17 protein-coding genes are annotated in these 16,155 nt (G+C 68.6%); 4 read left to right on the top strand and 13 right to left on the bottom strand.

Going from position 1 to position 16,155, the window contains the following annotated elements; genetic code table 11:
- Positions 1-19 precede the first annotated feature (19 nt).
- Positions 20-886, top strand: a complete 867-nt coding sequence (motA, locus tag DFW101_RS08605; protein ID WP_009181118.1) for a flagellar motor stator protein MotA — start codon at positions 20-22, stop codon at positions 884-886.
- A gap of 258 nt (positions 887-1,144) precedes the next feature.
- Positions 1,145-2,599: a GGDEF domain-containing protein gene (locus DFW101_RS08610; protein WP_232286198.1), complete on the top strand. Its 1,455-nt coding sequence runs from the start codon at positions 1,145-1,147 to the stop codon at positions 2,597-2,599.
- Between the two features lie 141 nt (positions 2,600-2,740).
- On the opposite strand, the gene DFW101_RS08615 is transcribed toward DFW101_RS08610, so the two are convergent.
- From DFW101_RS08615 to DFW101_RS08625, 3 genes are all read right to left on the bottom strand, one after another.
- Positions 2,741-3,337, bottom strand: a complete 597-nt coding sequence (locus tag DFW101_RS08615; protein WP_009181120.1) for a GDSL-type esterase/lipase family protein — start codon at positions 3,335-3,337, stop codon at positions 2,741-2,743.
- Positions 3,338-3,339: 2 nt separating this feature from the next.
- Positions 3,340-3,813, bottom strand: coding sequence for a pyridoxamine 5'-phosphate oxidase family protein (locus DFW101_RS08620; RefSeq protein WP_009181121.1), 474 nt, complete (start codon positions 3,811-3,813; stop codon positions 3,340-3,342).
- 71 nt (positions 3,814-3,884) lie between these two features.
- Positions 3,885-4,589: a type 1 glutamine amidotransferase gene (locus tag DFW101_RS08625; RefSeq protein ID WP_009181122.1), complete on the bottom strand. Its 705-nt coding sequence runs from the start codon at positions 4,587-4,589 to the stop codon at positions 3,885-3,887.
- Positions 4,590-4,779: 190 nt separating this feature from the next.
- Between DFW101_RS08625 and DFW101_RS08630 the strand changes: the two genes are divergently transcribed.
- Complete coding sequence (locus DFW101_RS08630) at positions 4,780-6,090, top strand: O-acetylhomoserine aminocarboxypropyltransferase/cysteine synthase family protein (RefSeq protein WP_009181123.1); 1,311 nt, start codon at positions 4,780-4,782, stop codon at positions 6,088-6,090.
- Between the two features lie 90 nt (positions 6,091-6,180).
- On the opposite strand, the gene DFW101_RS08635 is transcribed toward DFW101_RS08630, so the two are convergent.
- From DFW101_RS08635 to DFW101_RS08680, 10 genes are all read right to left on the bottom strand, one after another.
- Positions 6,181-6,513 (bottom strand): type II toxin-antitoxin system RelE/ParE family toxin, encoded by a 333-nt coding sequence (locus DFW101_RS08635; protein WP_009181124.1) that lies wholly within the window; start codon positions 6,511-6,513, stop codon positions 6,181-6,183.
- The gene (locus DFW101_RS08640; RefSeq protein WP_009181125.1) at positions 6,513-6,788 is read right to left on the bottom strand and encodes a type II toxin-antitoxin system Phd/YefM family antitoxin; all 276 of its coding nucleotides are present in this window, start codon (positions 6,786-6,788) and stop codon (positions 6,513-6,515) included. Before DFW101_RS08640 ends, DFW101_RS08635 begins: the two co-directional genes overlap by 1 nt.
- A gap of 94 nt (positions 6,789-6,882) precedes the next feature.
- A complete protein-coding gene (locus DFW101_RS08645; protein WP_009181126.1) occupies positions 6,883-8,991 on the bottom strand; it encodes a molybdopterin-containing oxidoreductase family protein in 2,109 nt (702 codons plus the stop codon).
- Positions 8,992-8,997: 6 nt separating this feature from the next.
- A complete protein-coding gene (locus DFW101_RS08650) occupies positions 8,998-9,426 on the bottom strand; it encodes an anthrone oxygenase family protein (RefSeq protein WP_009181127.1) in 429 nt (142 codons plus the stop codon).
- 14 nt (positions 9,427-9,440) lie between these two features.
- The gene (locus DFW101_RS08655; RefSeq protein ID WP_009181128.1) at positions 9,441-10,553 is read right to left on the bottom strand and encodes a DegT/DnrJ/EryC1/StrS family aminotransferase; all 1,113 of its coding nucleotides are present in this window, start codon (positions 10,551-10,553) and stop codon (positions 9,441-9,443) included.
- A 152-nt stretch (positions 10,554-10,705) separates the two neighbouring features.
- The gene (locus tag DFW101_RS08660; RefSeq protein WP_009181129.1) at positions 10,706-11,656 is read right to left on the bottom strand and encodes a Gfo/Idh/MocA family protein; all 951 of its coding nucleotides are present in this window, start codon (positions 11,654-11,656) and stop codon (positions 10,706-10,708) included.
- Positions 11,653-13,074, bottom strand: a complete 1,422-nt coding sequence (locus DFW101_RS08665) for an NDP-hexose 2,3-dehydratase family protein (RefSeq protein ID WP_009181130.1) — start codon at positions 13,072-13,074, stop codon at positions 11,653-11,655. Before DFW101_RS08665 ends, DFW101_RS08660 begins: the two co-directional genes overlap by 4 nt.
- Positions 13,071-13,493 carry a sugar 3,4-ketoisomerase gene (locus tag DFW101_RS08670; RefSeq protein ID WP_009181131.1) on the bottom strand — a complete coding sequence of 141 codons (423 nt, stop codon included), beginning with the start codon at positions 13,491-13,493 and terminating at the stop codon, positions 13,071-13,073. The genes DFW101_RS08665 and DFW101_RS08670 overlap by 4 nt, the downstream gene beginning before the upstream one ends.
- A complete protein-coding gene (locus tag DFW101_RS08675; RefSeq protein ID WP_009181132.1) occupies positions 13,490-14,461 on the bottom strand; it encodes a glycosyltransferase family 2 protein in 972 nt (323 codons plus the stop codon). Before DFW101_RS08675 ends, DFW101_RS08670 begins: the two co-directional genes overlap by 4 nt.
- Positions 14,458-15,255 (bottom strand): class I SAM-dependent methyltransferase, encoded by a 798-nt coding sequence (locus DFW101_RS08680; RefSeq protein ID WP_009181133.1) that lies wholly within the window; start codon positions 15,253-15,255, stop codon positions 14,458-14,460. Before DFW101_RS08680 ends, DFW101_RS08675 begins: the two co-directional genes overlap by 4 nt.
- A 145-nt stretch (positions 15,256-15,400) precedes the next feature.
- Between DFW101_RS08680 and DFW101_RS08685 the strand changes: the two genes are divergently transcribed.
- On the top strand, positions 15,401-16,135 hold the full coding sequence (locus tag DFW101_RS08685) for a TIGR04283 family arsenosugar biosynthesis glycosyltransferase (protein ID WP_009181134.1): 735 nt from the start codon (positions 15,401-15,403) through the stop codon (positions 16,133-16,135).
- Positions 16,136-16,155: the final 20 nt, after the last annotated feature.

Raw genomic sequence — 16,155 nt, forward strand, 5'->3', positions numbered from 1 at the left:
GCGGTTTCATGGCGAGGCTATGTTCGCGATACTTGGCGTTGTAATCGTCCTAGGCTGCATCCTGGCCGGCTTCATCATGGAGAAAGGCAACTTCGACCTGATCCTGTCGGCCGCTCCGCCGGAACTGCTCATGATCGGCGGCGGGGCCCTCGGGGCCCTGGTCCTCAGTTCCCCCAAGGATGTCCTTGGGGCCACCTTCAAGGGCGCGCTGTCCATCTTCGGCGGCATGATCACCAGCAAGGCCTACTATCTGGAGCTCCTGACCACGCTCTCGGGCCTTTACATGAAGATCCGCCGCGAGGGCCTGGTCGCCATCGAAAAAGACGTGGAGCGGCCGGCCGAGAGCCCGATTTTCAGCAACTTCGCCAAGAACAAGAAAAACCACGAGGTGTTGACCTTCATCTGCGACACCATGCGGATCTTTTCCACGGTCAACATCGAGGCCCACGAGTTCGAGACCATCATGGACGCGGACATCGAAGCCACGGTCCACGAGGCCCTCATCCCGGCCCACAGCATCGCCAAGGTGGCCGACGCCCTGCCGGGTCTCGGCATCGTGGCCTGCGTCCTTGGCGTCGTTTTGACCATGGGCAAGATCAACGAGCCGGCCGAGGTCCTCGGCCACAGCATCGGCGCGGCCCTGGTCGGCACCTTTCTCGGCGTGCTCGGGGCCTACGGCTTTGTCGCGCCCGTGGCCACCAACATCGAATACCGGGCCAAGGAAACCGAGGCCATTCTCCTCACCGCCAAGGCGTCGCTGACCGCCTTTGTCGGCGGCAACCCGCCGCCCGTGGCCCTCGAAGCCGGACGCCGGGCCATCCCCATCCACAAGCGCCCCTCGTTCGAGGAGCTCGAACAGGCCATCAAGGCCAGCAAGGGCAAGTAGGCCGGCGCGGGAAGAAGGGGCCGTGTCGGGCCGGCCCCTCTTCGGACTTGCGAAAGGTTCGCGCCCCGCTGTAGAGGAATTCCTCTTTATCACCTGTGATCGCCTTGACCGGCCGCCGGCCGGGGACCCCGTCCCGGCGCCGGCGGCCGCTTCGCCGCACCAGCAATTCCCAGGGAGCAGGTTTTCTCCTTGCAAGCCGTGACGTCCTCCTCCGCACCCAGACCATTCACGCCGGGCGGCGAATTCCGCGCCCCCGGGTTGGAAGCGAAATACCGGGCCGAGCGCCTGCCCGAAACCCTGCGCCACGTCCGGCTGGCCTTTCTCGGCGCGTTTGGCGTCAATGTCCTTTTCTACCTGAGCGACTGGCGCTTTTACGGCCAGCCCCACTTCCCCGCCGCCCTGGCCGCCCGCACGGCGATCGTGGCCGCCTCGCTCCTGTGCCTGGGCCTGACCGGCCGGGTCCGCGCCTTTCCCCAACTCGATCGCCTCTGCGCCGGCTGGTCCGTGCCGGTCATCGCGGCCGGCGCGATCCTCGTCACCCCGCACACCGACGTCGCCCTGTTCATCATTTTCGTCCTGCCGGTCATCTTCTACCTGGCCCTGCCCATGTCCTTCTCCCGGACGTTGGCCGCGGGCCTCGGCTGCAGCGCCGCCACCCTGGCCGGCTACCTGTCCCAGGCCCCGGTCCGGGACACCGCCGTCGGCCTCGGGCTGGCCATGCTGACCGAGAACGTGGTGCTGGCCCTGCTGCTCATCCGGGCCAACCGGCTGCAGCGCCTGGCCTGGGACGCCACCCGCGCCGCCCGGGCGGCGGGCGAGGGCCTGGCCCAACACCGCCAGGCCCTGCAGACCGTGCTCCAGGCCGTGCCCGCGCCCCTGGTCATCGTGGCCCGGGACAGCCGGCGGGTGCTCCAGAGCAACGACGCGGCCCGGGCTTTTTTCGGCGAGGCGGCCTGCCAGGGCCGGCCGGCCCTGGACAGCTTTTTCGACCGCCGGGAACTGGCCCGGCTGGCCGGACGGCTGCGGGACCGGGGCCATGTGGAGGAGTTCGAGACGCGGCTGTCCTGGCCGGACGGGACGGTCCGGGACGTGCTTCTGGCCGCGACGCGCATTGTGTTCGGGAGCGTGGAGGCCGTGGTGGCCATCGTCATGGACATCACCGGCCGCAAGGAAATGGAGGCGCACCTGCAACTTCTGGCCAACACCGACCCCCTGACGGGGCTGGCCAACCGGGCCCGCTTTTTCGCCGCCGCCGCGGCCGCCATCCGGCGCACCCAGCGGGAGGGCCGGCCGCTTTCGGTGGTCATGCTCGACCTCGACCACTTCAAGGCCATCAACGACACCCACGGCCCCGAGGCCGGCGACGCCTTCCTCAAAGCCCTGGCCGGATTGTGCCGGGACCTCCTGCGGGGGCAGTATCTGGCGGCCAGGATCGGCGGCGAGGAGTTCGCCCTGCTCCTGCCCGACACCGACACGGCCGGGGCCCTGGCCCTGGCCGACCGGCTGCGCCTGGCCACGGCCGGCCGGCCCCTTGCCGGCCTGGACCAGACCGTGACGCTGAGCGCCGGGGTGTCCGAAGTCCGCGCCGGAGAAACGACGGTGGACGCCGTCCTGTCCCGGGCCGACCAGGCCCTCTATGCCGCCAAGCACGCCGGCCGCAACCACGTCCTGGTCTACGGGGACCTGCTCGGGCCGGACGCCCTCAAAAACTGACGCCGCCCAAACGGTCAAAACCATCCGGCGCGGCGCCATAAGCCGAGCGGAATACATCCGCGCGACTCTCGCCCCACCCCGTTCGGGGGGTCCGGGGGGATGATCCCCCCCGGCCGCCGGAGGCATCTTTCTCTTCCCTCCTCAACACCCCCGCATCCAGGCCTGCCAGGCTTCCCACTCCGCCACCTTGCCGGCCATGGCCGCGTAGCCGGCCGCTTCGGGGTGGTAGCCGTCGCCGGCGGCCACGAGGCTGTCCAGGTAGGCTGTGTCGCGGCCAAGGGCCCGGCACATCTCCAGGTAGGGCACGCCCATGTCCTCGCAGGTGCGGGAGAAGACGTCGGAGAGTTCCTCGACGCGGCTGCGGTGGCCGTCGTCGAGGACGGGCGGCGGCCCGACCATGAGGACCGGACTCAGTTTGGAGACCTGGGTGACGATGTCGAAGAGGTTGTCCACGGACTGGGACAGCTCGACCTTGCGCCGGCCGTTTTCGACCTTGGCGTCGTTGACGCCAAACGACAGGACCACCCGGGCCTCGTCGCGGGGCAGGAGCCGGGGCGGCAGTTCCCGGCCGATGCGGTTCTTGATGTGGGTGCTGGTTTCGGATCGCACGCCGAGGTTGTAGGCGGTAAGGGCCAGGCCGGCCAGGGAGGAGGCCGCGCACAGCCGGCCCACCCAACCGAGGTAATGCGGATCGCCGACGCCGACGGTCAGCGAGTCTCCGACAAAGGCGATGCGCATGGCTAGCTCCACTCTTCGTACGGCGGGTTGGCCTTGCCGGTCATGGATTCGATGTCGATGCGGACCACGGCCGTGCGGGGCAGGATTTCGGGCCGGAAGCCTTCGGTCGGGCCGGCGTGGCGGCGCATGATGATGCGAAGGCCCTCCAGCTTTTCGGCCTCGTCCTCGACGAAAACGGCCGTGCCGAAGCCGATGACCGACTTGTAGCGGGTGGTGTAGTTGCAGGGCTTCTCGCCGGTCACCACTTCCACGTCGCAGTCCATCTCGAAGCAGACTTTGGGACTTGCGCGCAGGATTTCCATCTTTTTGCCCTTGAGGCCCGAGTGGAAATAGAGGCAGCCGGCGGCGTAGCCCATGTTGACGGGCACCACGTAGGGCCACTGGCCGTCATACAGGCCCAGCCGGCAGATGCGCGACTGCATGAGCAGTTGTTCGAGGCTGGCCTTGTCGGTGATCTGCCGCTCTTTTTTACGCATGGCATGCTCCGGGCGTTGGTTGCTGCGTGGATACTCCGCTTCCCGACCGGAAAGCGGGATACTTTCGGGGCCTAGGCTTCCTGGCCGGCGGCCAGGGCGTCGAGCATGTCGAACATGATTTTCCGGATGTCCTTGAAGGCTTCGCGGCCGGCATGCATCTGCTTGGGATGGTGGATGGTCGGGCCGGGCACGGACACGTCGTCGGCGCAGTGCTTGATCAGGTTCTGCATGCCGGGAGGCGTGGTCTCGAGATGGAACTGAAGCCCTATGGCCTTGTGGTTGTAGACGAAGGCCTGGTTGGGGCAGGCGGCGGACGTCGCGGCGTGGACGGCTCCCGGCGGGATGGAGAAAGTGTCGCCGTGCCAGTGGAAGGCGTAAAAGGACTGGGGAAAGGCGGCCAAGGCCGGTTCAGCCCGGCCTTCCGGCGTCATTTCGACCTTGAACCAGCCGATTTCCGGGACCGGATTGCGGCTGACCGAGCCGCCGAGGACGACCGCCAGCAGTTGGGCGCCCAGGCAAATGCCAAGCACGATCTTGTCCGCGGCCACGGCCTCGGCAATGGCCTTTTTCTCTTCGGCCAGCCAGGGATAGTCCTTCTCGTCGTAGACGCCCATGGGGCCGCCCATGATGACGAGCAGGTCGTATTCCGAGGCCGCCGGCGGCAATTCGCCGGCGAAATAGGCCGTAAAGGTCAGCTCGTGCCCCTTTTCGGCGGCCCAGGCTTTTATGGAGCCCACGTCCTCGAAGGGGACGTGGTAAAAGGCGTGCAGACGCATGAAAAACCTCCCGGGAGTAACGGTGAAAAGGAGTCGGCGGCGTGTATCGCCGGCCATGGTTGTCAGGTCCGGGCCCCCTGTTGTCAAGGCCGAAACCGGGCCTGACCGCCCTTTCGCCCCATCCGGGATTGGCTTATACGACGGCCATGCGGCGAAGCTGCGGCCGCCACCCAAAACCGCGAGGCACACCATGAGCAAGTCCCAGTGGCATGACCAGACCCTGGCCCTGCATGCCGGGCACGATCCGGACGCGGACACCCTGTCCCGGGCCGTGCCGATCCACCAGACCACGAGCTTTCTCTTCCGCGACGCCGAGCACGCGGCCAACCTCTTTGCCTTGAAGGAAGCGGGCTACATCTACACCCGTCTTGGCAACCCGACCACCGACGTGCTGGAAAAACGGCTGGCCGCCTTGCACGGGGCTGCGGCCTGCGTCTGCACGGCGTCCGGGATGTCGGCCATCTTCTACGCCGTGGCCGCCATCACCAAGGCCGGCCAGAACATCGTCTCCGGCAGCAATCTCTACGGCGGCACCCACACCCTCTTCGAGCACACCCTCAAGCGCTTCGGCATCGAGGTCCGGTTCGTCGATTCGTCAGGAACGTCGGGCCCGGCCAATTTCGCCCGGGCCATCGACAAGGACACCCGGCTGGTCTTTTCCGAGTCCATCGGCAACCCGCGCTGCAACGTGGACGATTTGCCCGCCATCGCCCGGGTGGCCCACGACCATGGCCTGCCTTTCGTGCTCGACAACACCGTGGCCGCGCCGCCGATCTTAAACCCCTTCGACGTGGGCGCGGACCTGGCCGTCTATTCGCTGACGAAAATCATCGGCGGGCACGGCACCTGTATCGGCGGGGCCATTGTCGAGGTGGGTGGCTTCGACTGGGCGGCCGGGGGCCGGTTTCCGGAGATCACCGCCCCGGACCCGACCTACCACGGGGCCAATTTCTGGGACATGCTCTGCCGGATCGAGGGCACGCCCTGCTCGGCCTTTTGCACCAAGGTCAGGACCGGGCTCATGCGCGACATCGGGGCCACGCCCTCGCCCTTTAACAGCTTCCTGGTCATCCAGGGCGTCGAAACTCTGCCGCTTCGGGCACGGGCCCACTGCGCCAACGCCCAGCAGGTGGCCGAGTTCCTGGAGACCCACCCCAAGGTGGCCTGGGTCAACTATGCGGGCCTGCCGAGCCACAAGGACCATGCGCGGGCCAAGGCGTTTTTCCCCATCGGCCCGGGCGCGGTCTTCGGCTTCGGCCTGACCGGCGGCAAGGCGGCCGGCCGGAAATTCATCGAGTCGGTCAAGCTCTGCTCGCACCTGGCCAACATCCTGGACGCCAAGACGCTCGTCATCCACCCGGCCAGCACCACCCACTCCCAGCTAACCCCGGAGGAACTGGCGCAGGCCGGCGTCACGCCGGACATGGTGCGCATCTCGGTCGGCATCGAAAACGTGGAGGACATCATCGCGGATTTGCGGCAGGCGCTGGAGCAGGTGTAGGGAGAGAGAAGAGAAAGACCGGGGGAAACGCTTTTTAAAAGCGTTCCCCCCCGAACCCCCTTGGAAAGAAGGGGATGGGACGGACGCGGCTCAGCGTCCGGCGGCCAAAAGCCTTCTGAGCAAGAGGCGCTGCATGTCCCGCCGCCCGTCCGCCACGAGGAAGACGTGCACCGTCTCCTCTTCAATCTGGTAGATGATGCGAAACGGACGGACGGCGATTTCCCTGTATTCGCGGATACCGAGCGCCAAGAGTTCCGGAGGGTGATGCCCCCGCTGGGGCTGGCGCGCCAACGAGCCCAGGGCCTGCCCGATCTTTTCAAGCACCTGCTCGGCCGCTTCGGCCGAATCCCGCCAGACGAGGTAGGCATCGATCTCCCGCAGATCCCCGACGGCATCCTCGGTCAGCAAGACCGAAAACGCCATCAGCGCGGTTCCCGGCCACGCCGGATGGCCTCGATGGCCTCCTCGGCGGGCACAACCCTGCCCTCTTCGATCTGACGCTTGCCCAAAGCCAGTATTTGCAGCAAGGCCAGGGTTTCCTGCGTCTGTTCGTAGCTTACGACATCTTGCAGGACCGCCTTGGCCTCGCCGTTTTGGGTGATGACCACCGGCCCGCCCCCGCTTTCCAGATCACGGATGACAGCGGCCGCGTGGGCCTTGAGGTAGCTGATCGGCTTGACCTGCTCGGAAAATTTCACGACGCCCCTCCTGGAACCGTTTGGACCAAATATAGTCCTTTAAAAGTCCACTGGCAACAGCCCCAAGGACGACGGTCGCGGGGACGGCCCCCTTTCACTCCTTCTCCACCGCGCACAAAAGCCCCCGCAGTTGATACGACCCGAAGGCCGGGTCGTAGGGCGGGGCGTCGCTGGTCAGGACGTTGGCGTTGGACTCGAAGGCGCCGAAGTCGAAGCTCCCCCGCTCCGGGAACCACCAGCCGTGGTCGATGCTGACCACGCCTTCCATGATGTCCTGCGACACTTTCGCCCGCATCCGGATGGCCCCACGCGGGCTTTTGACGCGTATCCAGTCGCCGTCGGCAATGCCAAACTTCGCCGCCGTCTTCACCCCCAGCTCGGCCAGGGGATCGGGCCGCCGGGCCCGCAGCCTTGGCGACTGGCGGCCGTCGCTGTGGAAGTATTCGGGACGGCGGGCCCCGGTGGTCAGGACCAGCGGGAAGTCGGCCGCCACCCCGGGCGCGGACACCGGGCTCTCCGGCGGCTCGGCAAAGGACGGCAGGGGGTCGTAGCCGAGACGCGAAAGCGCCTTGCAGGACAGCTCCACCTTGCGGCTTGGCGTGCGAAAGCCCTTGTCCGCGTACCGCCGGTAGGCCGGTTCGGCCCGGACCATGAACCGGTCGGCCAGTGCGTCGAAGGTCAGGCCGATGGGCTTCAAGCGCTGGTCCAGAATGTCGGTCAAGCTCTCGTCGGCCCCGGGCAGGCCCAGCCGGCGGGCCAGATCGGACAGGATCAGCTCGTTTTGCCGGCACTCCCCGACGGTCGCCACTTTACGGTGGGCAAAGACGGCCTGGGGCGCGACCAGGGGCAGTTCGATCAACTGGTCGATCTCCGGCCAGAAGGCCGAGGGCAGGACGTAATCGGCCAGGGCGGCTGTCGGCGTGAGGAAATGGTCGGCCACCACGAGCAGATCCAGGGCGCGAAGCGCCTCGTACACGCCCCGCGCGTTGGCGACCGTGGCCAGGGGGTTGTTGCCGAAAAGGAGCAGGGCCCGGACCCGGTACGGGTCGCCGGTCCGCATGGCATGAAAAAGCCCGGGGATGTGGGCCGAGGGCATGAAGGCCCGGAAGCCGCCGAGGAGCTTGAACCGGTCGGCCCCGATGCGTTTCCCCAGGGCATCCGGCGGCAGGGCCTGCCTGAGGACCGGATAGGCGGCCACCAGATCGTGGCCGAAGACGTCCCCGCCCGGCACGTCGAGGTTGCCGGTCAGGCCCCGCAGGAGGGCCACGGCCCGCACGGTTTGCAGGCTGTTGGGGTTCTGCTCGATGGCCACGCCCCAGTCGAGAATCGACGGCTTGTCCAGGGCGTAGCGCCGGGCGGCTTCGAGCATGTCCCGGGCCGGCACGCCGGTCACGGCCTCGGCCCAGGCGGGCGTGCAGCCGGCCACCCGGGCACGCAGGTCGTCAAAGCCGGTGGTGTGGGTGGCGACAAACTCCTTGTCGTACCAGCCCTCTTCGATAATGGCCCGGATCATGGAGAGGGCGAGGGCCGCGTCCGTGCCCGGGCGCAGGGGCAGCCACAGGCCGCACCGTCTGGCCGTCTCGGAGCGACGGGGATCGACGGCGATGCCGTAGGCCCCGCCGGCTAGCGCCCGCTTGACCGGAAAGGCCAGCTCCCCGTCCGGACCCGAGACCAGGGGATTGTGGCCCCAGAAGAGGATGGTCTTGGGCGGGACCTCGCCGTAGTAGTCCCCGGCCACGAACCCGCCGTAGGTCAGGTTGGAGACGGTGATGCGCGGGATGAAGCAGTTGGCCAGGCCCGGCTCGTACCAGTTGGGCGTGCCAAAGGTGTTGGCGAAGCGGATGACGTGGAAATAGTGGTGCCGTCCCGTGCCCTGGCCAAGGGCGACCGACTCGGGCCCGGTCTCGCGGCGAAATCCGTCGAGCCGTGCCGCGATGTCGGCCAGGGCCTCGTCCCAGGAAACCGGCACGAATTTGCCCGAACCGCGCGGGCCGACGCGCTTTTGCGGCCTGACCAGCCGGTCCGGGTGGTACATCAGGTCCGGGGTGGAGAGGCCCTTGACGCACATGCGGCCAAGGCTAAAGGGCGACCCGGGCCAGGGCCGCACCCGGGTGACCCGGCCCCCGGCCACGGTCAGCCGGGCGGCGCAGCCGCCGTGGCAGATGCGGCAGACGCTTCGGTGTTCGCCGTCGGGAAACGCCATGACGAATCAGGGCAGGGCCGCGAAGAACGAGACCACGGCCGCAAACCCAAGGCCCGTGCGCACGCCGTGGAGCATGTTCCACTTTTCGAGCAGGACCAGGGTTGCGTCGTCGGCCGCGTCCGGGTCCGTGTCCAGAAGGACGCGGTTGACCGGCATGACGAACTTGTAGGTGAAGACCCAGTTGGCAATGGAAAAAAGGGCGCCCGTGAGGTTCAAGGCCCCGCCGGCCCAAAAAAGGGCCAGGATGCCGAAGAAAAAGCCGGCCAGGGCGAGGGAGGCCTGCAGCCACCGTGCCCGGGGGTAGCTCTGCTGCCACTGGGCCAGCCCCTCGCCGCCGAGCAGGGCCCGGCGGGCCGGATGCTCGACCAGGTTGATATAGAGGGCCACGCCCGTAAACGCGGCCATGACGGCCAGGGCGATCGCGGTAAATTCCATGGATTCTTCCTCGCTTACGCCGCAAGGCCGGCCAGCGTTTCGCGCAGGGCGGCGATGGCCGTGTCCTGCTCGGCGTCGGTCAGGGACGGATACAGGGGCAGGGAGAAGATCTCCCGGGCCGCGGCCTCGGTGGCCGGCAGGTCGCCCTCCTTGTAGCCCAGGTGGGCATAGCCCGTCATGGTGTGGATGGGCCAGGGGTAGCTGATGTTGACGTTGACCCCCCGCTCCCTGAGGCCGGCCATGACGGCGTCGCGCCGAGGGTGGCGGACGACGTAGAGGTAGTAGGCGTGTTCGTTGCCCGGGGCGGTGGCGGGCAAGGTGAGCGCCGTGCCGGCCAGGGCGGCGTCGTAGCGGCCGGCCAGCTCCCGGCGGCGGGCGATGTAGCCGGGCAGGTGCTTGAGCTTGCCGCGCAGGATGGCGGCGTGGATTTCGTCCAGGCGCGAATTGAACCCGTGCTCCAGGGCGTAGTAGGTCTTTTCCATGCCGTAAAAACGCAGGCGCTTGAGCTTTTCGGCCACCTCGGCCCGGTCCGTCAGGACCATGCCGCCGTCGCCGTAGGTGCCGAGAATCTTGGTCGGGTAGAAGGAGAAGGCGGCCGCGTCGGCCAGCGACCCGGCCACCCGGCCGCCCTGGGTCGCGCCGTGGGACTGGGCGCAGTCCTCGACCACGAACAGACCGTGGCGGTCGGCCACGGCGCGAACGGCCGCCATGTCCACACACTGGCCGAAAAGGTGCACGGCCACCACGGCCCGGGTGCGGGGGGTGATCGCGGCTTCGAGTTTCGAGACGTCCATCAGGCCGGTGGCCGGGTCGATGTCCACGAACCGGGGCGCGCCGCCGGCGCTGACGATGGCCGAGACGGTCGGCACGGCGGTGTTGGCCACGGTCACGACCTCGTCGCCGGGATTGAGGCCCAGGGCCAGCAGGGCCAGCATGACGGCGCTCGTGCCGTTGTCGCAGCCGACGCCGTATTTGGCGCCGCAGTACGCCGCGAACTCCTCCTCGAAGGCCGCGACGTTCGGCCCCAGGATCAGCTTGCCCGACCGCAGGACAGACTCCACGGCCGCCAGGATCTCTTCCCGCTCGGCCTCGTATTCGTGCAGATAGCCCCAGACATTGACGGCCATATGGCTCTCCTTCGGCGTGACAAGACCGGGGCGCCGCCCCGGACCCCGCCGGGGGGAATGATTCCCCCCGGACCCCCTCGATTGTTTTCTCAGCGCATCGCCTGCTTCGGCCGGCGCAGGCCGCGCGTCCCCCCCCCTACCCCACCCCCGCCTTACTCCGCCCCCCCGGCCGCCCGGCGCAGCCGGGACAGGGTGCGGGCGTCGGCCAGGAGGTCGGCGAGGAGTCCGTCGCCTTTTCCCGCGTCCATGGCGGCGAAGACCCGGGCGAAAAAGCCGGCAAAGGCGTCGGCCGGCTCGAACGTGGCCGTCCGGGGCCCGGCCGGGCTGTTGAGGCCGAGCGTCAGGGCCGTCCCCAGCGGCGGGGTGAAGGCCCGGTCCATGGAGGCGGCCAGATCCGGGCCGAGGACGTCCAGCCGGTTGGCGTAGCCGGTGTCGCCGCCGAAGACGCCGGTGAGGCTCTTGCCGCCCGGATAGAGGAGCAGGCAGGAAAAGGCGGTTTCGACCAGCGGCCCTTGCGCCAGGACACGGCAGAAGACCTCGTCCGGCTCGGCGCCGAAAAAGATCCGGCCCGGGCTCGCGGCATAGGGGCCGAGATCGAAGAGCATCCCGCCGCCGCACTCGGGCCGATGCCGGAAATTGCCGGCCGCAAGCGGCGGAAAGGAAAAGACGGCGGCAAGGCGCGTCGGCGCGGCCCCGGCGTCGGCAAAGGCCTTTCTCAGGCCCGAAAAGCGCGGATGGTCGGCCCAGACCGTGGCCTCGGCCAGGACGAGGCCCTTTTTCGCGGCCAGGTCGGCCGCTTTTTCGGCCGTTTCCAGATCCAGAAAGGCCGGCTTGTCCACCACCACGTGGTGGCCCGAATCCAGAGCGGCCAGGGTGAGGGCGGCGTGGCGGCTGTTTTCCGTGGTCACGTAAACCGCCTCGGCCGGACTCCCGGCCAGGGCCGCGGCCGGGTCGTCGAAAAAACGCAGGGGAAGGGCCGGCTCGGCCGGCGGCCGGCGGCCGGACCGCGAGGCCAGGTCCACGGCCGTGACGCCAAGGCCGGGCAGGATGGGCAGGACGCGGCGGAAAAAGATGTCCGAGCCGCCAAGGACGAGCAGCCTCATGAACCAGCCTCCGGCGCGCCGAGACAGGCGAGCAGGTTTCTGGCCTCGATGTTGACGTGGCCGTGGCGGGCCATGCGCCACAGTTGGCCAAGGGTCAGCCACAGGCAGTGGTCCGGGATGTCGAGGTCCTGGCCCTCGGGCAGCTCCACGATCATGTAGCGGTTGCGGAAGTGGTGGAACCGGCCGCCCTCTTCGGACTGGACCGCGTCGTAGCGCACGGTTCCCTCGCCCGGATCGAGGAAGCGTTCGAGGAACAGCGGGGCGCAGGACCGGCCGGCCCGGGCGGCCACTTCCGAGCAGGCGATGGTCGGGCCGATCTCCATGCCGTCGCGGTTGCCGGGTTCGAGGCTGCCCCGGGCCAGAAAGTGGAGCACCCCGTCCTGCCGCTGGCAGAGAAACCCGACCAGCCCCTGGCCCTGGTGGTGCAGGAGCGGCTGGGACCAGCGGGTGGCCTCCCGGGTGCGGGCCTCGACCGCCACGCCGATGACGGAAAAATAGAGCCCCGACTCGTGGCCGATGGCCTCGTCGGTCACCTGCCAGCCGCGCAGCCGGTCGAGCGGCAGGGGGGTCACGTCCATGCCGTACCGGGCCTTCCCTCCGGTCAGCCAGGCCATGATGGCGTCCATGGTGTGGCGCTCCCGGTCCGAGCGGCAATAGGACCGGAAGACCGCCCGGCAAAATTCCGGCAGCCCGTCCAGGAGCCCCTCGTCCGGCGGCTCGTCGGGATCGGCCAGGGGGATGAGCGAGACCACGGTGCGGGCGTCCATGTTGACGATGTCGTCGCGGCCGAGCAGGGCTTTTATCTGGCCCAAGGTCATCCAGCGGAAGTCCTCGTGCCCGGGCACGTCGTGGTCGACGACCACGACCATGTTGCGGTTTCGCTTGCGCAGAAACCGGGCCCCCTGCTCGGGCTGGAGCTGGTCGAGGAGGATGGTGGCCCGGCCGGGCTCGGTGAAGTATTCGAGGTAGCGCGGGGCCCTGCCGCCGTGGACCCGGGAGTAGTTGCTGCGGGTGGCCTGGACGGTCGGGGACAGCTGCAGGATGTTGACGTTTCCCGGCTCCATCTTGGCCTGCATGAGAAAATGGAGCGTGCCGCCGATCTCCCGGGCGAGCAGGCCCAGAATCCCGACCTCGGGCTGGTTGATGATGGGCTGGTCCCAGGACGGCACCGGCCCGAAATCCGTCTCCACCCGGATGCCCTCGATGGTGAAGAACTTGCCCGAGACGTGGCCGAGACGGAGCGGATCGGGCAGGAAGTCCCACTGGTCAAGGGCCGCAAACGGCACCCGCCGGACCTCGAACCGGTCCCGCCGGTCCTTGGCCGCAAACCAGGCCAACACCGTGTCCATATCCGGCAGGACGCCGGAGACGGTCCGGCAGGACCGCAAAAAGGCCCGGCGCGCGTCGCTGTCCCTCATTTCGCCGCCACCGCCGCCAGAAAGGCCTCCCGGGTCCGCAGGCTTTTGCCCTGGTCGTAGTGGGTGCTGGCCAGGACCAGACAGACGGCGTCCGGACTTATGTCGGTGATGTCGATGAAAATCATGGGCGGCAGATAGAGGCCCCGGGTCGGATCGTTAAGGACATGGGACACCGTGTCCCGGCCGTCGGTCAGGGTCAGGGTCAGGGAACCGGCCACGGCCAGGACCAGCTGCTCGGTGTCGCGGTGGGCGTGCCCGCCCCGGTCCACGGTCATGTGGTGCATGTAAAAGACCCGGGCCACGGCAAAGGGGATGTGCGTCCCGGCCTCGATCACGGACAGGGCCCCACGGTCGTCCCGGACGGTCGGCACGTCGATGGTGCGGACGCCGGCCAGGGGGCCGGAGTGCGGCCCCGTCATGGCCGGGGCTCCGGGCCCGGGCGGCCGTCGCCGCCGTGGATCTCGCGGACCACGTACTGGGGGGCCTTGTTGGCCTCCAGGAGCCCCCGGCCGACGTATTCGCCGAGAAGCCCGAGCATGACCAGCTGGATGCCCGAAAAGATGACCACCGTGACGTAAAGAGTGGTCCAGCCCGTGGGCACGGCCACGTCGAAGAGCTTCTCGAGGAGGCTCCAGATGCCCATGAGGAGGCCGAATCCGCCGATGGCCAGGCCGAGGACGGCGGAACACCGCAGCGGGGCCACGGAAAAATTGACGAACATGGTCAGCCACAGGCGCACCAGCTTCCAGAGCGTATAGCCGGACTGGCCGCACTCCCGGTCGCAGTGCTCGACCTCGACCTGGCCGATGTTGTCGGTCACCCGCAGGATGAGCCCGTCCACATAGGGCGAAGGGCCGGCGTATTCCGTGATCCGGTCGACCAGGAAGCGGCTCAGGCACTTGAAACTCGAAAGATACAGCTGGGGCGGCTTGCCAAGGAGCCAGGTGGCCACCTTGTCGTTGAACCGGCTGCCCCGGTTTCGCAGCCAGTCGTGGCGCTTTTCCCGGAAGGCGGCGTAGACCACGTCGTAGCCGCCGGCCACGGCCGTGGCCAAGAGCCGTGCCGCCTCGGACGGCGGGTTCTGGAAATCGTCGTCCATGATGACGACGTAGTCGCCCCCGGCCCGGCCAAGGCCGGCCATGACCGCGTTGTGCTCCCCGAAGTTGCGGGCCAGGCGCAGGTAGGTGACCCGGTCCGGAAACCGGTCGCAGCAGTCCCGGCAGGCCCGGTCGCTGCCGTCGCGGCTGCCGTCGTTGACCAGCACGATGTCGGTGTCGGCCACCGGCGGGGCAGCGAGAAGCGTGTCCACCAGCCGGCCGATGGTGGCTTCGGCGTTGTAGACCGGAATGACGATGGTCAGCGACGGCGTCGCAAGCTCTGGCTTCATGTCCTTGTACGGCTCGGTTGGGGGTGGGGCCGGCCCGGTCCGGCGGGACGCCGGGCCAGGGCGAAAATCGACAGGCCAAACGGCATGGGCAGGCCAAGGCCCACCATGAGGTCGTTCTCGAACGACCGGACCCGGGCCAGGGCCGTGTTGAGCAGCCCCGGCAGCGGGGACAGGTCGGACCGGGGAACCTCCCCGGGACGCTCGCGTTTGCGCCACAGCCGGACCAGGGCGGCGGCCGGAAAAAGAAGCGTGTTGGAATAGGTCAGAAGCTCGACGTCGAAACCCGCCCCGGCCAGCAGCCGGGCCACCTGGCCGCGCCGGTAGCGCCGGACCACGCCGACGGCCCGGTCGTGGTCGCTATAGAGCGACTGGAAGGCCACGAGGTTGAGGATGAGCCGCCCGCCCGGGACCAGCACCCGGCGGCAGTCGGCCAAAGCGGCCGGCACGGCCGAGGGCGGCAGGTTGGCCAGGACGTCGAGGGAAAGGATCACATCGAAGGCGGCCTCGCGCACGGGCAGGGCGGCCACCGAGGCCCGCACCAGCGGAAAGGGGCCCCGGCGTCCGGCCAGGGCCAGGGCCGTGGCCGACAGGTCGAGGCCGGTTGCGGCGTGGCCGTCCCGGGCCAGCAGTTCGAGGACCTTGCCCGAGCCGCACCCGGCGTCGAGGACCCTAAGCGGGCCGTCTTTTCCCTGGCGGCAGCGGTCCAGGGCCTTTCGCACCTGATCGTGCAGGCCCCGGTACCACCAGTGGCCTTCCTCGGCCCCGAACATGGTCGCGTATTCGGCTTCCAGCATGGCAGATATCCGTCTCCCGGCGGGTCGGCGGCGACGCGCGTCGGGGGAACGGGTTACGGTCTCCTTACGAGCTACCAGGGTCCTAGCGGTTTCCCGGGAAAAAATCTATTGCACAGACAGACGACGACACCCGGCCGAGGCTGCCATGATCCCACCGCGTCCCCTGCGCCCCCTTTTTTCCGTGGTAACGCCCGTGCTCGGCGAGGCCGGACGGATAAACGACCTGGTGGACCACATCCGCATGTCGGGCTACGGCCTGGCCCTGGAAATCATCGTGGTGGACGGCGATCCGGCCTCTTCGACCCTGGCCGCCCTGTCCCGGGAGGGGGTCCTCGGGCTGACCGCCCCCCGGGGCCGGGCCAGCCAGCTCAATGCCGGCGCGGCCGCCGCCCGGGGCGAAAACCTGCTTTTTCTCCATGCCGACACCAGGCTTCCGGCCGGAGCCTTCCAGGCGGCGGCCGCCGCCCTTGACGGGCCGGCCGACGCCGGGGCCTTTTCCCTGGCCATCCGCTCGAAAAATCCGCTGCTCGCCTGCATCGCGGCCGGGGCCACCCTGCGCTCGCGGCTTTTTTCCCTGCCCTACGGCGATCAGGCCCAGTTCGTGCGGCGCGACCTTTTTAACGCCATGGGCGGTTTCCCGGCCATCCCCCTCATGGAGGACGTGGCCCTCATGCGGACCATCGTCCGGGCCGGGGGCCGGGTCGTCATCCTGCCTCTGCGGGCCACCACTTCGGCCAGGCGGTGGCGGGCCGAAGGCATCCTGAAGACCACGGCCAGGAACCTCGCGCTCATCACCCTTTACAGCCTTGGCGTGGCGCCCGCCCGGCTGGCCCGGCTCTACCCGGCCATGCCGGACCTGGCCCGCCGGGGCCGGGGCTAAGGCGCCCTCCTCCCTTTCCC

The organism is Solidesulfovibrio carbinoliphilus subsp. oakridgensis (genome assembly GCF_000177215.2).
Lineage (GTDB): Bacteria > Desulfobacterota > Desulfovibrionia > Desulfovibrionales > Desulfovibrionaceae > Solidesulfovibrio > Solidesulfovibrio carbinoliphilus.

What these genes read in the sequence shown, in the direction of transcription:
- DFW101_RS08615 (WP_009181120.1), bottom strand. Translation starts at nt 3,337, where the DNA reads ATGCGCATCGCCTTTGTCGGAGACTCGCTGACCGTCGGCGTCGGCGAT.
- DFW101_RS08670 (WP_009181131.1), bottom strand. Translation starts at nt 13,493, where the DNA reads ATGACGGGGCCGCACTCCGGCCCCCTGGCCGGCGTCCGCACCATCGAC.
- DFW101_RS08645 (WP_009181126.1), bottom strand. Translation starts at nt 8,991, where the DNA reads ATGGCGTTTCCCGACGGCGAACACCGAAGCGTCTGCCGCATCTGCCAC.
- DFW101_RS08630 (WP_009181123.1), top strand. Translation starts at nt 4,780, where the DNA reads ATGAGCAAGTCCCAGTGGCATGACCAGACCCTGGCCCTGCATGCCGGG.
- motA (WP_009181118.1), top strand. Translation starts at nt 20, where the DNA reads ATGTTCGCGATACTTGGCGTTGTAATCGTCCTAGGCTGCATCCTGGCC.
- DFW101_RS08665 (WP_009181130.1), bottom strand. Translation starts at nt 13,074, where the DNA reads ATGAGGGACAGCGACGCGCGCCGGGCCTTTTTGCGGTCCTGCCGGACC.
- DFW101_RS08635 (WP_009181124.1), bottom strand. Translation starts at nt 6,513, where the DNA reads ATGGCGTTTTCGGTCTTGCTGACCGAGGATGCCGTCGGGGATCTGCGG.
- DFW101_RS08660 (WP_009181129.1), bottom strand. Translation starts at nt 11,656, where the DNA reads ATGAGGCTGCTCGTCCTTGGCGGCTCGGACATCTTTTTCCGCCGCGTC.
- DFW101_RS08675 (WP_009181132.1), bottom strand. Translation starts at nt 14,461, where the DNA reads ATGAAGCCAGAGCTTGCGACGCCGTCGCTGACCATCGTCATTCCGGTC.
- DFW101_RS08680 (WP_009181133.1), bottom strand. Translation starts at nt 15,255, where the DNA reads ATGCTGGAAGCCGAATACGCGACCATGTTCGGGGCCGAGGAAGGCCAC.
- DFW101_RS08620 (WP_009181121.1), bottom strand. Translation starts at nt 3,813, where the DNA reads ATGCGTAAAAAAGAGCGGCAGATCACCGACAAGGCCAGCCTCGAACAA.
- DFW101_RS08685 (WP_009181134.1), top strand. Translation starts at nt 15,401, where the DNA reads ATGATCCCACCGCGTCCCCTGCGCCCCCTTTTTTCCGTGGTAACGCCC.
- DFW101_RS08625 (WP_009181122.1), bottom strand. Translation starts at nt 4,589, where the DNA reads ATGCGTCTGCACGCCTTTTACCACGTCCCCTTCGAGGACGTGGGCTCC.
- DFW101_RS08655 (WP_009181128.1), bottom strand. Translation starts at nt 10,553, where the DNA reads ATGGCCGTCAATGTCTGGGGCTATCTGCACGAATACGAGGCCGAGCGG.
- DFW101_RS08650 (WP_009181127.1), bottom strand. Translation starts at nt 9,426, where the DNA reads ATGGAATTTACCGCGATCGCCCTGGCCGTCATGGCCGCGTTTACGGGC.